The 12533-nt window shown below is 53.9% G+C and carries 14 protein-coding genes; 3 read left to right on the forward strand and 11 right to left on the reverse strand.

Translation table 11 applies throughout. From position 1 onward, the window contains the following. Nucleotides 1-22: 22 nt before the first annotated feature. Nucleotides 23-697: a fimbrial biogenesis chaperone gene (locus DBR02_RS17555; RefSeq protein ID WP_107534974.1), complete on the reverse strand. Its 675-nt coding sequence runs from the start codon at nt 695-697 to the stop codon at nt 23-25. A 69-nt stretch (nt 698-766) separates the two neighbouring features. After that, nucleotides 767-1303: a fimbrial protein gene (locus DBR02_RS17560; RefSeq protein ID WP_063449285.1), complete on the reverse strand. Its 537-nt coding sequence runs from the start codon at nt 1301-1303 to the stop codon at nt 767-769. 255 nt (nt 1304-1558) lie between these two features. On the opposite strand from DBR02_RS17560, the gene ybiB reads away from it, so the two are divergent. After that, nucleotides 1559-2521: a DNA-binding protein YbiB gene (gene ybiB / locus DBR02_RS17565; RefSeq protein WP_107534975.1), complete on the forward strand. Its 963-nt coding sequence runs from the start codon at nt 1559-1561 to the stop codon at nt 2519-2521. A 116-nt stretch (nt 2522-2637) separates the two neighbouring features. On the opposite strand, the gene ybiJ is transcribed toward ybiB, so the two are convergent. The 3 genes from ybiJ to mcbA form a co-directional block, all read right to left on the reverse strand. Beyond that, nucleotides 2638-2898, reverse strand: a complete 261-nt coding sequence (ybiJ, locus tag DBR02_RS17570; RefSeq protein WP_107534976.1) for a DUF1471 family protein YbiJ — start codon at nt 2896-2898, stop codon at nt 2638-2640. 285 nt (nt 2899-3183) lie between these two features. After that, nucleotides 3184-3450: a DksA/TraR family C4-type zinc finger protein gene (locus tag DBR02_RS17575; protein ID WP_063449282.1), complete on the reverse strand. Its 267-nt coding sequence runs from the start codon at nt 3448-3450 to the stop codon at nt 3184-3186. 117 nt (nt 3451-3567) lie between these two features. Beyond that, nucleotides 3568-3831 (reverse strand): DUF1471 family periplasmic protein McbA, encoded by a 264-nt coding sequence (gene mcbA / locus DBR02_RS17580; RefSeq protein ID WP_063866507.1) that lies wholly within the window; start codon nt 3829-3831, stop codon nt 3568-3570. A 241-nt stretch (nt 3832-4072) separates the two neighbouring features. Between mcbA and rlmF the strand changes: the two genes are divergently transcribed. Beyond that, a complete protein-coding gene (gene rlmF / locus DBR02_RS17590) occupies nt 4073-4984 on the forward strand; it encodes a 23S rRNA (adenine(1618)-N(6))-methyltransferase RlmF (RefSeq protein WP_107534977.1) in 912 nt (303 codons plus the stop codon). A gap of 45 nt (nt 4985-5029) precedes the next feature. Here rlmF and ybiO read toward each other — a convergent pair whose 3' ends face one another. The 6 genes from ybiO to rhtA all read right to left on the reverse strand — a co-directional run bounded on the left by ybiO (nt 5030) and on the right by rhtA (nt 11636). Beyond that, the gene (ybiO, locus tag DBR02_RS17595; protein WP_173937208.1) at nt 5030-7240 is read right to left on the reverse strand and encodes a mechanosensitive channel protein; all 2211 of its coding nucleotides are present in this window, start codon (nt 7238-7240) and stop codon (nt 5030-5032) included. Between the two features lie 129 nt (nt 7241-7369). After that, nucleotides 7370-8092, reverse strand: coding sequence for a glutamine ABC transporter ATP-binding protein GlnQ (gene glnQ, locus DBR02_RS17600; protein WP_022647522.1), 723 nt, complete (start codon nt 8090-8092; stop codon nt 7370-7372). Then, nucleotides 8089-8748: a glutamine ABC transporter permease GlnP gene (gene glnP, locus DBR02_RS17605; protein ID WP_003858462.1), complete on the reverse strand. Its 660-nt coding sequence runs from the start codon at nt 8746-8748 to the stop codon at nt 8089-8091. The genes glnQ and glnP overlap by 4 nt, the downstream gene beginning before the upstream one ends. 93 nt (nt 8749-8841) lie before the next feature. Further along, the gene (glnH, locus tag DBR02_RS17610) at nt 8842-9585 is read right to left on the reverse strand and encodes a glutamine ABC transporter substrate-binding protein GlnH (RefSeq protein WP_003858455.1); all 744 of its coding nucleotides are present in this window, start codon (nt 9583-9585) and stop codon (nt 8842-8844) included. A gap of 361 nt (nt 9586-9946) precedes the next feature. Beyond that, a complete protein-coding gene (gene dps / locus DBR02_RS17620; protein WP_000100801.1) occupies nt 9947-10450 on the reverse strand; it encodes a DNA starvation/stationary phase protection protein Dps in 504 nt (167 codons plus the stop codon). A 298-nt stretch (nt 10451-10748) separates the two neighbouring features. Then, complete coding sequence (gene rhtA, locus DBR02_RS17625; protein WP_063449278.1) at nt 10749-11636, reverse strand: threonine/homoserine exporter RhtA; 888 nt, start codon at nt 11634-11636, stop codon at nt 10749-10751. Nucleotides 11637-11990: 354 nt separating this feature from the next. On the opposite strand from rhtA, the gene ompX reads away from it, so the two are divergent. After that, nucleotides 11991-12509: an outer membrane protein OmpX gene (gene ompX, locus DBR02_RS17630; protein ID WP_003858450.1), complete on the forward strand. Its 519-nt coding sequence runs from the start codon at nt 11991-11993 to the stop codon at nt 12507-12509. Nucleotides 12510-12533: the final 24 nt, after the last annotated feature.

A 12533-nucleotide genomic window follows, 5' to 3' on the forward strand; every position in this document is an offset into this window, starting at 1 on the left:
TTATTTTATTACCGGGGAAGTATTAATGAACGGATTTCGAGAACGTATGGCTGATGCTGCCGTAATCAGTAATAATGGAATACGTCACGTTCGCGCCCCCGACATTACCCGGTAAGGCAAAATGCGTTTCCGTTTTCGGAACGGCCCAGGTCGCTTTCGTGACTTTCTGACCATTCAGCGTGACGGTCTGGAAATTCATATAGAAGGGCGTAGGGTTATTCACCACCAGGTCGTTGCCTTCGCGATGCCATTCAAGTTTATCCGCCACATCTTCCGGTCGGCCTTTTACCGCAGACGGGCGATACAGCAGTTTAATGCGGGTGTTGATTGCAATTTGCAGCGTATTCACGCCCTCAACGTGCTTTGAAGAAGGGATCGCTTTAATGTTCAACCAGTACAGGGATTCCCTGTCTTCCGGTAAATTTCCGCCCGTACGCACCACGCGCAGAACGTTATCTTCCTGCGCATCCAGACGGAAAAGCGGCGGGGTGATCAGGAACGGGGCTTTGGCCTGGTTTTTACCGCCGGAATCGACCCAGGACTGCACCAGATAATCCGTCGCATCTGGATTTGAAAGACCAAGAGAAGATTCCTTCTTATCTCCCTGATAGACCAGCCGGGTGCCATTAATAATGACGCCTGCATGTGAAGTGGCGGCTACCAGTAAAAGCGTGCTCAGTAAATAACCGTGGCGCATAAAGATTTCTCAATTAATAGAGGAGAGAGTAATGCTCGCAAAAGCATTACTCTCTCCGGATTGATAAGATCAGTTATAAATAACGGTGAAGGTCGATACAGAGTTAGCGGGGCCTGCGGTAATTGCCGCGCCGGTTTGAATATAACGCGCGCCGAACTCCAGATCGTTAACCGCCGTACCGGAGGTTAATTGATACTGCTGCGACGGCGTATACAGGCTGACCGGCTGCTCTGACGCATCCACCAGCTGAATCGCCACGCCCGTCGCCGCATCGGTATCTGGCGTTAAGGCAAGCGTTGAATTGTTATTCGCATCCGGCTTACCGCCGAAATTAATCGCAGCGGAGGTGACCGTGTCAGGGCAATTCGTTAACTTAATATCAAACCGCGTTAAGGTGCTGGTAGAGCCTGCACCGGTAAATACCGTTTTAGACACTTTACCCAACTGCACATTTAATGGATTACTTAATCCATTCACGACCTGACAAGCAGAATCGATAATTTCCCCGGTGAAGTTTATTTGTCCTTCACCGTTTGTTGCCGCAAACGTGGACGCAGAACATCCCACCGCTGCGGCGATGATTAAACCTAAAGCAACCTTGTTCATAGCAAATCCTGATATGTTTCTGGCGAGAACGTTGCCTGGACGTTTCACCGTTGACCCTTAATGACTTTCCGTGGGTTATTTAATCAAAAAATGTATGGTTATGAATTAGCCATAGAAATCACAAATAATTGAAAAAAAGGTTGTGTTTATTTTTTATCATCAAAACAGAAGGTTGCCTTGCCTGATAAAAAACTAACGGCCAGCCAGTCATCAGGGCTATATTGTTAACAAGATGATGCAGTCAGGAGAAATGTCGTGGATTACCGCAAAATTATCAAAGAGGTAGGGCGTGGAAAAAACCACGCTCGCGATCTGGACCAGGAAACAGCCCGTGCGTTGTACACGCACATGCTGAATGGCGACGTGCCGGAACTGGAAATGGGCGGCATACTGATTGCGCTGCGTATTAAAGGGGAAGGTGAGGCGGAGATGCGCGGCTTTTATGAGGCCATGCAGTCGCAGACAATGCGCTTAACCCCGCCCGTCACGAAGCCGATGCCGATTGTGATCCCGACCTATAACGGCGCGCGTAAACAGGCAAACCTCACGCCGCTGCTGGCTATTCTGTTGCAGAAGCTCGGTTTCCCGGTGGTGGTCCATGGCGTGAGCGAAGATCCGACGCGCGTGCTGACAGAAACCATTCTTGAGCTGTTAGGCATCGAACCGACCCTCCATGCCGGCCAGGCGCAGGCAAAGCTTGAAGGGAACCAGCCGGTTTATATCCCCGTGAGTGCGCTCTGCCCGCCGCTGGAAAAGCAACTGGACATGCGCTGGCGCATGGGCGTACGTAACAGCGCTCACACGCTGGCAAAGCTGGTGACGCCGTTTGCCGAAGACGCCGCGCTGCGTCTTTCCAGCGTCTCCCATCCGGAGTACGTGACGCGCGTCGGGCAATTTTTTGCCGAAATCGGTGGGCGGGCGCTGCTGATGCATGGAACCGAAGGGGAGGTTTACGCCAATCCCCAGCGTTGTCCGCAGATGATGCTCATTGAGCCTGCCGGGACCCGCGTTGTGCTTGAACGTGGAGAAGAAAGCAGCGATGTCATTCTGCCTGAATCGAAAGATCCGCAGGTTACCGCGCACTGGATCGTGCAGTGTCTGGCCGGAAAGGTGCCGGTTCCGCAGTCGATCCGGCTGCAAATGGCCTGCTGCCTGCTGGCTACGGGAGAAGTGGAGACGGTGGAAGCCGGAATGCAGCGCGTGGCGCAGTCCTTTTAAATAAAAAAAAGCCCGTCCAGTGGCGGACGGGCAAACAAAGGGTAACAACAACAGGGTCAATGAGGGTTGGAGCATCTCACCAGAGGGAGGGTGAGGGTGGAGCAAAATTCGTTCGATTATTTGTAGATAACCGCAGTACCGCTCAGTTTGTTATTACCGTTAGCGGAGGTAATGGTGTATCCACTTGCGCCGGCAGCCGCTGCTTTCTCAGCCAGTTTTGCTTCCAGACCGTCCAGCGTGGTTGCGCCTTCTGCACTCACCACACCGATTTTATTCAGATTCTGTGCCTGAGTAGAAGAAACAGGCTCTACAGCGAAAGCGCCGAAAGAGAGGGCGGACAGGGCAACAGCAGCAACAGCATATTTGATCGTTTTCATGGCTAAGTTCTCGCAGGTTATTCTGTTAAGGGGACGATGTTCCGTCGATGTGATAAGTATCACGCTTTTTTGCGAGAGATAAAATCGAAGAGAATTGACGTGGTTACTCAAAAAATTTGAATGACAAATAACTTATTGATTATTAATAAATTCAGACGCACGATTTACACTTCTTGCTGAAGCGCTTTACAGAACGGATGACAAGGGCACGTTTTGCTACGCGCTTCGCTAAAAGTCGTGAGCGTAAAGGAAGCGGCAAGTGGGGTTAGCTTCGGTAAAGGAAAGTCAACGTAACTGGCTGTCTTTCGATCCTCTGCGATTATATCCTGAATGTGAAGCGTTTTTTGAATCTTTCTCCTGCTGGCAGGCGATGCAAAGCCGTACACCCGGAATGGCTTTACGCCGTGCCTCGGGAATGGGTTCCCCGCACTCTTCGCATTCCGTCAAACTTTCGCCGCGCGGAATTTCGCCGCGAGCACGCGCGACCGCATCTTCAATGGTACTGTTGATCTGTTCGTTAACGGCGTCGTCATTCGCCCAACCGGAAGCCATACTGTTCCCCTGAGTGGTTAAAGCCATATTATCAATATGGGGTTAAAAAACGCACAGTCAAGGCGCAGAGAAAGAGAACTGCATCCGCAGGACGGATGCAGTCCGGAAGGAGGTGGGTTATTTATAGATAGTCGCGGTGCCGTACATATGGTTATCGCCACCGGCGGCATTTACCACGAAGCCTTTAGCCCCTTCCTGACGGGCTTTTTCGGCCAGCTTGTCCTGAAGGTCATCAAGGTTGCTTGCCCGGCTGACGGAGACAGTCCCGGCAGCGCGTAGCTGGCCGGTGTCGGTGCTGTCGGTCAGAGGCTGAACGGACCAGGCAGAGAACGATGCGCCTGCCAGCGCACCCGCAATAATAAAGGTCAAATACGTTTTCATCTTCACATCCTCAGGGAAACAACAGGTGATTCCTTTTTAGTTTAGAAGCCTGACGAGTGTGATTTAACGCAAAAATTTGATGATGATCTGCGTGTTTTTTGAACGATAAATACTGACAATTTGCTGACAGATCATAGACATACAGGTGGCTGATTTTTGTCGTTTTTTTGTGCGGCTCAGAGAGATATTTACCCCCGCGCCGTCACAGGGTATCTTACGCGGCTGTTTAAAGGAGAATGCCATGACTTCCCAAAAGCCGGGATTGCACCCGCGTAACCGCCACCGTAGCCGCTACGACATGAAAGCCCTGTGCCAGAGCTGCCCTGAGTTGCAGGATTTTATCGTTCAGACCCCAGCCGGTGAACCGTCGGTCAACTTCGCCGATCCGCTGGCGGTTAAAACGCTGAACAAAGCGCTGCTGGCCCATTTTTATGGCGTTACGCACTGGGACATCCCTGAAGGCTTTCTCTGCCCGCCGGTGCCGGGGCGTGCGGATTACGTCCACCACCTTGCCGATCTGCTGGCGGAAGACCACGATGGCGTAGTGCCGAAACAGGCTACCGTTCTTGATATCGGTACCGGCGCGAACCTGATTTATCCCCTGATAGGCGCGCATGAGTACCAGTGGCGATTTACCGGCAGCGAGATTGGTAACGAAGCGTTCGCCAGCGCGCAGGCCATTATTAACGCTAATCCGGGGTTAAGCCGAGCCGTTCGCCTGCGTCGTCAGAAGGATGCGGCCGCTATTTTCAACGGCATTATTCACAAGAACGAAAATTATGATGCCACCCTGTGCAACCCCCCGTTCCACGACTCCGCCGCCTCCGCACGGGCGGGAAGCGAACGCAAGCGGCGTAACCTGGGTCAGGCTGAAGATGGCGCGCTAAACTTTGGCGGCCAGCAGCAGGAGCTGTGGTGCGAGGGCGGGGAAGTGGCCTTCATTCTGCGCATGATTACCGAGAGTAAAGGCTTCGGTCGCCAGGTGAAATGGTTTACCACGCTGGTCTCCCGTGGCGATAACCTGCCGCCGCTGTACCGTGCGCTCACCGACGTCGGTGCGGTGAAGGTCGTCAAAAAAGAGATGGCGCAGGGCCAGAAGCAGAGCCGCTTTATCGCCTGGACCTTTATGGACGATAACAAACGCCGCAAATAGCACCCCATCGTAGGCCGGGTAAGGCGAAGCCGCCACCCGGCTCGGTTACAGCGTCGGCTCCTGCGGAGGGAGCGGCGAAGCGGGCGGCGACAATACCTGATACGTCTGCACCGGCGCTCTCACGTTCGCCAGATCGAAGTGTTTTTTCACCATGCTGTCGAGGGCAAAGCGCACTGTCCACTGTTTTAGCGGCTGGGTGGTAAACGACACGCGCAGGGTAAAGGCGGTGTTCGTCAGCCCGACGATGCCCGCGAACGACGGCTCGCCAATCACCAGCCCGCGAATATCCTCCATCTCCATCAGCTCGCTCACCGCATCGCGCAGCGCCTGCTTCGCCTTATCGGCATCCTCGTGACGATCGACGTCGTAATTCGCCACCACCGAACCAATGCCGCGCACAAAGTTGGCAAAAGTGGTGATCGATGACCACGGAATAATGTGGTACGCCCCGGTATCCTGACGCACGCCTACCGAACGAATGGACATCCGCTCCACCGTGCCGGTGAGCGGTCCGATGGTCACCAGATCACCGGTGTTCATCCCGTTCTCAAACTGGATGAAAACGCCGGTGATAATATCTTTAACCAGCGTCTGTGAGCCGAAGGAGATCGCCAGCCCCAGCGCACCGGCACCTGCCAGCAGCGGGGCGATATTAACCCCGATTTCCGACAGCACAATCATGATGGTGATGGTACTGATGATCACCGCCAGCGCGTTGCGGCACAGGGTCAGCAGCGTGCGGGCGCGGGCGCTCGGCAGCGGCCTGCCGTGAACATCCGACACCAGCCGGTTCTCAATAAGGCTTGCCAGCAGCGTCCAGCCCACGGCGGAGAAGAACAGGATCAGCGCGATACGAATAAGAATATCGACGGTCTTTTCCCCCGCGCCGTTATGCAGCCAGTTCCAGAAGTCAAACAGGCCCCACGCGTTCAGCAGCAGCATGATGGCCACGCAGACGGTCAGAATGCGCGCCACCTTCAGCGACACCGACGTCCAGCCATTTACCCGTTTTTGCAGCTCCGGGTAATTCCGCTGAACCTGCGGCGACAGGGTGATGGTTTTCGACAGCCAGCGGGAAAGCAGGCCAGAAACAAACGCCGCTATGCCGATAATCGCCAGGCTTTTGAACGTCGCCCCCATCATAAATTTCAGGCTGTTGCCCGGATCGAACAGGGAGAAGAAGCACAGCACGATAAAATAGGCGCTGGCCAGCCAGTGCCACACCAGCGCAAAGGCCCGAATAAACAGGCTGAAAAAGGAGAGGGAGCGATCGGCCAGGTTCAGCAGGCTGTCGGTGATGGCCTTTTTATTGTGGAAGATGAGGTACAGCGCCCAGACGGTAATGCAGAGCATGATCAGCACGTTCGCCAGCGCGCCGAACTGCACGTTCACCTGGTTGGAGATAATCGGCACGGCGACCAGCAGGCCGTAGCCAATCAATCCGCTCAGCACGCTCAGCCGCACCGCCCAGTATTTGGCGCTCCGATCCTGAATGGCGAAGGGGCGAAGATCCGGCACGTTCGGGCAGAATATTAGCCGCAGCAGCGCCTTAAAGAACTCGATCAGGGCAAAGGCGTTCAGGAACAGCCCCTGCTGGAAGGCGATGGTTTTATTCCCGGTATTAAGACGGTCGGCCAGCAGCTGACCGACAAAAAGCGTCAGCGCCAGCAGCAGCAAATCGATGATAAAGGCCCCGGTAATCATGGCCGGGAGGTGCAGCCAGCTGCTTTTATGCTGATTCTTTTTACGCCCCCACTGGCCCATCTTCCGGTAGAGCGGCCAGACGCACAGGCGCAGCAGCCAGTAAAAGATAAATACCGCACCCGCCAGAATAGAAAACTGCGTGGCGGCTGCGGAGAAGGTGTGGGGGTTAAAAGGCTTATGCGAGGTGCCAATCAGGTTGCGATAGAGCTGGGCAAAACGCGACGACAGGGCTTCCCCGTAGCGGCGGCTGATGTCGGTGACGTTTTCCAGCACCGTCTTTTCTTCTTCGGCTTCCGGCGGCGCTATGGTCGGAACCGGATCCTGAGGCGGCGTGGCGGCCACCTTCCTCAGCTGATCGATCAGCTCCTGCCGGGACGTGTCGTTCTCAAGCACGTCGGCAAGCGCGCTGTAGGCAGCTTTTTTCTTTTCAGCGTCGGGTTCTGGGGCCGCATTTTGCTGGGTGGCGGTGGCTCCGGTGGTGACGCCGGGAATGGTTACAGCGAGCGATGGCGCGCTAAACAGGCTAAACAGGCTAAACAGGAGTAACAGGATCCACGGCACGGCGTCCTCCGACAAAAATATCGTGCAAAATGATAAGTATAGAGGGCGAGACGCGGAGGGGAGTTTTTGGGAACAATCCGGCGTAAAAAAGCCGGGCATGCCCGGCTCAGTGTGTGGCTATCAGGAGACGTGTTGCAGGAATTCCTGGAGACGCTGGCTCGGTGGGTTCGCAATCAGCGCCTGCGGATTGCCGTCTTCCGCGATACGGCCCTTATCAATGAAGATCAGACGAGACGCCACTTTTTCGGCAAAGCCGATTTCGTGGGTCACGATCACCATCGTCATGCCTTCTTCCGCCAGATCCTGCATCACTTTCAGTACTTCGTGACGCAACTCCGGGTCGAGCGCGGACGTGGGCTCATCAAACAGCATCATCTTTGGCTTCACCGCCAGCGCACGGGCAATGGCCACGCGCTGCTGCTGGCCGCCGGACAGCTCTGACGGGTAGTGGTGGGCACGCTCTGCCAGACCCACTTTCGCCAGCAGATCTTTGGCCAGCGTTTCCGCCGCCGCTTTGCTGGCTCCGCGCACGCGCAGGGGGCCAAACATGACGTTTTCCAGCGCCGTCAGGTGCGGGAACAGGTAGAACTGCTGGAATACCATGCCCGCTTCCTGGCGGATCAGGCGCTCGTCCACTTTCGGATCGTTAACCTTCAGGCCATCGACGATCAGATCGCCGCTGGTGATCTCCTCGAGCTTGTTAATGCAGCGCAGCAGGGTGGATTTACCGGAACCGGACGGCCCGATGATCACCACCACTTCGCCCTGCCTGATGTTCAAATCGATATTGTGCAGCACCTGGGTTGGGCCGAAGTGCTTGGAAACGTTTTTAAATTCAATCACAGGATTTTCATCCTTCTTTCAAGACGACGCAGAACAAAGCTCAGGACAAGCGTGATAATCAGGTAGACAACGGCGACCGCACTCCAGATTTCCAGGGCGCGGAAGTTACCCGCGATGATCTCCTGGCCCTGACGGGTCAGCTCGGCCACGCCGATGACAATAAACAGCGAGGTGTCTTTAATGCTGATGATCCACTGGTTACCCAGCGGCGGCAGCATGCGGCGCAGCGCCAGCGGCAGTATCACGTGACGGATGGTTTCGCGACGGGAAAGGCCTAACGCCAGACCGGCTTCGCTGAAGCCTTTATGAATCGACAGCACCGCGCCGCGGGTGATTTCCGCAATGTAGGCGCCGGAGTTGATCATGATGGTGACAACGGCTGCGCTGAACGGGTCAATGCGCAGGTCGGTGAAGGCCATCGGCAGGGCGAAGTAGATAAACATGACCTGCACCACAATGGGGGTGCCGCGGATCACTTCGATGAAAACCAGTGCGATGTGGTTTGCAATCCAGCCGCCGTAGGTACGAGCGAAACCGGCCACCAGACCGATAATCAACCCGCCAACCAGACCGAGGACCGAAATCCACAGGGTCATTTTAGCGCCTTCAAGCAAGAGAGGAATGGCAGGCCAGATGGCGCTCCAGTCAAACTGCATGATGTATTCCTGTATACCGTGGTGAAAAACGAAAAACGTAGGCCCGGCGCGCGTGAGCGCCACCGGGCGTTACAAACCTGAATTCAGGTAAAGTTATTTAGGCTCGGTACCGAACCATTTTTTGTAGATTTCGTTATAGGTGCCGTTCTCTTTCAGGGTTTTCAGCGCGCCGTTCACTTTATTACGCAGGTCGTCGCTGCCTTTCGGGAACGCAATACCGTACTGCTGTGCTTCCAGAGAATCGCCTACCGCTTTGAACTTGCCGTTACCTGCGGTTTTGATGAAGTACAGAATGTTAGGCGTATCGTGCAGCACCGCGTCAGCGCGGTTGGTGCCCAGTTCCATATACGCGTTGTCGATGTTCGGGAACTGACGCAGGTCTTTGGTTTTGATGTTGGCTTTCGCGTAATCCACGGAACCGGTGCCGCTCTTCACGGCGACCACTTTACCGTCGAGATCTTTCACGCTTTTGACGTCGTTGTTATCCGCTTTTACCATCACCAGCAGGCCGCTTTTGTAGTAGCCGTCAGAGAAGTCGATCGCTTTTTTACGTTCTTCGGTGATGGTGATGCCCGCCAGCGCCAGGTCAACGTTTTTGGTTTGCAGCGCCGGGATGATACCGCTGAAGTCCATTGGCTTCAGGGTGTAATCCAGCTTGAGTTCTTTTGCGACAGCGGCCCACAGATCGACGTCAAAACCAACGTATTTGTCACCCTGTTTGAATTCAAACGGTACGAACGCCGTGTCAGTCGCCACAACAAGTTTGTCGGCGGCCTGCGAGGACACCGCAAACGCCAGGGTAAGTGCAGCCAGTGAAACTTTTAATACAGACTTCATAGCATTTCCTTTTATATCCACGGGGCGATCCCCTGCGAGAACCTCTGGCACAATGAAAAAATCATGCCAGTTTTACAAGCTGTTGTTTTGCAAAGGGGATGATGTCACGCATTGCACAAAAAGCGTGGCAATCCTGTCATCTTGCACCAGAATGGAGCACCGTTTTGGTGCGCTTCGTTAAGGTCTTCTGACAGGGGGATATTTAGCGCAGAATCTGACGAAAAAACAATCTTCCGTTAACGGTTGTGTGAGGTGATTATTACATTTCATTCACTTTTGCGACCATTGCGGGCAAAAGTGCGCACCATAAATGTGCAAAACCCCCGCCGTGGGCGAGGGTTATTCAGACAATCCGCAGGGATTATTCGATGTTGGACTCGATAAACCACAGGAATTGATCCAGGTCGCGGGAGGCAGCGGTAAAGATATCCGCAGTGTCTTCATCTTTCGCTTCGCCAATCGCTTTACGCACGTCGTTCGCGACGATCGCGTAACGGTCCGCCAGCTCTTTCAGGTGATCCTGAACGGTATGGATATCCAGCGGATAGCTTTTCAGTGGCGTTTTGCTGTTGATCACCTGCGTGGTACCCAGCGCCACACCGCCCAGCTGTACGGCGCGTTCGGCCATGGTATCCAGGTGAGTCACCAGTGCTGTGCGGAAGCCATCCAGCATTTCATGAACGGCAATAAAGTTTGCACCGCGCATATTCCAGTGGGCCTGCTTGGTGATCAGCGAAAGATCGATGAACTGGACCACCTGGCGATTCAGCAACTCAATGGTCGCTTTTTTATCGCTATCCGATACATCGTTACGGGTATAAAGCAGATTAGACGCTTTCGTTTTCACCAGTTTAGCGGTACTCATAATCTCATATCCTCTTGATGTTTGTGTCCCAGGTAATTACGGGATTAAGTATAGCACCGGATTTTTTCCCTGCGGTTTGGCTCTGCCTATTGGTTTAATAGCGAAAGGCGGGTTGAAGTTTTAACTTGCTGACTTTTATATGTTTTATATAAATTGATGCAGATCAATCTTAATTCCTTCCCAGACAAGGCGGGCAGCTGAAATATTTTGGCAATATAAGAGAGTTTGTAAGAAATTATTTGAAGCGCGGACGAGACCTCTATTCTGCATGGCCGGTAAGCCATGCAGAATTTAAGGGCTAGTTGAGGTCTATTTTTTCAACTTTTGGTTCCGGGCGCATGGTCAGCGTGGAGCCCATTGACGCCGCGATAATGGAACAGAGCGCCAGCGTCTGCACCAGCGTCAGGGTTTCGCCGAGGAAAATCATGCCGGAGATAGCGGCCAGCGCGGGCTCCATGCTCATGAGCGTGCCAAAAATACGCGTAGGCAGCCGCGTCAGGGCGATCATCTCCAGAGAGTAGGGAAGCGCCGTGGAGAGAATGGCGACCGCCAGCCCAACCGGCAGGATGGACCATTGCCAGATCGAATCCGTGGCCTGCGCCATGCCGATCGGGACAAAGATGATGGCGGCAATTAGCGAGCCCAGGGCGACCGTCGCAGGGCCGTGCTCTTCCCCCGCACGCTGGCCAGTGAGAATATACACCGCCCAGCAAGCCCCCGCGCCCAGCGCCAGAGCAGCCCCCGTCAGATCGATCTGTGAAACGCTTTGACCGAGCGGCAGCAGGAACCAGAGCCCCAGCACGGCCAGTATGACCCAGATAAAGTCCACCGGACGACGAGAAGAGAAGAGGGCAACCGCCAGCGGGCCTGTAAATTCAAGCGCAACCGCGATCCCCAGCGGGATAGTCTGAATAGAGAGGTAGAACATGTAGTTCATCCCTCCCAGCGCCAGCCCATAGAAGAGCAGGGGAAGGCGCTGCTCCTTTTTAAAACGTAGCCGCCAGGGCTTAAAGATAACCACGAGGATCAGGGTGCCTAACGCGATACGCAGCGCCGTAACGCCCGGCGCACCAACCAGCGGAAAGAGCGATTTTGCCAGCGACGCGCCGCTTTGAATGGACATCATCGCGATAAGTATGACGACCACCGGCATCCAGACCGACGATTTACGGGGTAAACCAGGCATCCTTTCTCCTGTCAATTTTTGTCAAAAGAGGTAAAAGTCGCAGTGTAATGGAAATAAGCTGCGACGGTTGAGCTACTGTTGAAAAAAATCCAGGGAAAATCCGTAAAATGAGGAAAGGTTGATGCTTTTATCGCCTGAAAGATTAGGAATAATCTGGATGAACTTTCTGGCGATGACGCGCACTATTAGCGTTTGAAGGTGAAAATCTGGAGTTATTTGAACAAGATAGCTGGTGCTGGAAATGTTCTGTTACAGGAAAGGTCGCATTAGACATCGTGAATGACAAAGAGTTTCACAGATTTTTTTGATATATTTAAAACTTACGGACTTACTTGAAGCACATTTGAGGTGGTTATGAAAAAAATTGCATGTCTTTCAGCACTGGCAGCTGTTCTGGCTGTTTCCGCAGGTACCGCTGTAGCGGCAACTTCTACTGTAACTGGTGGTTACGCTCAGAGCGATATGCAGGGCGTGATGAACAAAACCAACGGTTTCAACCTGAAGTACCGTTACGAGCAAGACAACAACCCGCTGGGTGTGATCGGTTCTTTCACTTACACCGAGAAAGATCGTACTGAAAATGGCTCTTACAATAAAGGTCAGTACTACGGCATCACTGCGGGTCCTGCTTACCGCCTGAATGACTGGGCAAGCATCTACGGTGTTGTAGGTGTTGGCTACGGTAAATTCCAGCAGACCGAAAACCAGGGTCTGAACCGTACTGCTAGCAACAGCGACTACGGTTTCTCCTATGGCGCAGGTATGCAGTTCAACCCAATCGAAAACGTTGCTCTGGACTTCTCCTATGAGCAGAGCCGTATCCGCAACGTTGACGTTGGCACCTGGATTGCGGGCGTAGGTTACCGCTTCTAATCACTTCGGTGAGCCAGTAAAAAA

This window comes from Enterobacter cloacae complex sp. (assembly GCF_900322725.1).
Classification (GTDB): Bacteria; Pseudomonadota; Gammaproteobacteria; order Enterobacterales; family Enterobacteriaceae; genus Enterobacter; species Enterobacter quasihormaechei.

Excerpts from the sequence above, each read along its gene's own strand:
- DBR02_RS17555 (WP_107534974.1), bottom strand. The coding sequence starts at position 697 with ATGCGCCACGGTTATTTACTGAGCACGCTTTTACTGGTAGCCGCCACT.
- DBR02_RS17560 (WP_063449285.1), bottom strand. The coding sequence starts at position 1,303 with ATGAACAAGGTTGCTTTAGGTTTAATCATCGCCGCAGCGGTGGGATGT.
- ybiJ (WP_107534976.1), bottom strand. The coding sequence starts at position 2,898 with ATGAAAACGATCAAATATGCTGTTGCTGCTGTTGCCCTGTCCGCCCTC.
- DBR02_RS17575 (WP_063449282.1), bottom strand. The coding sequence starts at position 3,450 with ATGGCTTCCGGTTGGGCGAATGACGACGCCGTTAACGAACAGATCAAC.
- mcbA (WP_063866507.1), bottom strand. The coding sequence starts at position 3,831 with ATGAAAACGTATTTGACCTTTATTATTGCGGGTGCGCTGGCAGGCGCA.
- rlmF (WP_107534977.1), top strand. The coding sequence starts at position 4,073 with ATGACTTCCCAAAAGCCGGGATTGCACCCGCGTAACCGCCACCGTAGC.
- glnP (WP_003858462.1), bottom strand. The coding sequence starts at position 8,748 with ATGCAGTTTGACTGGAGCGCCATCTGGCCTGCCATTCCTCTCTTGCTT.
- glnH (WP_003858455.1), bottom strand. The coding sequence starts at position 9,585 with ATGAAGTCTGTATTAAAAGTTTCACTGGCTGCACTTACCCTGGCGTTT.
- dps (WP_000100801.1), bottom strand. The coding sequence starts at position 10,450 with ATGAGTACCGCTAAACTGGTGAAAACGAAAGCGTCTAATCTGCTTTAT.
- rhtA (WP_063449278.1), bottom strand. The coding sequence starts at position 11,636 with ATGCCTGGTTTACCCCGTAAATCGTCGGTCTGGATGCCGGTGGTCGTC.
- ompX (WP_003858450.1), top strand. The coding sequence starts at position 11,991 with ATGAAAAAAATTGCATGTCTTTCAGCACTGGCAGCTGTTCTGGCTGTT.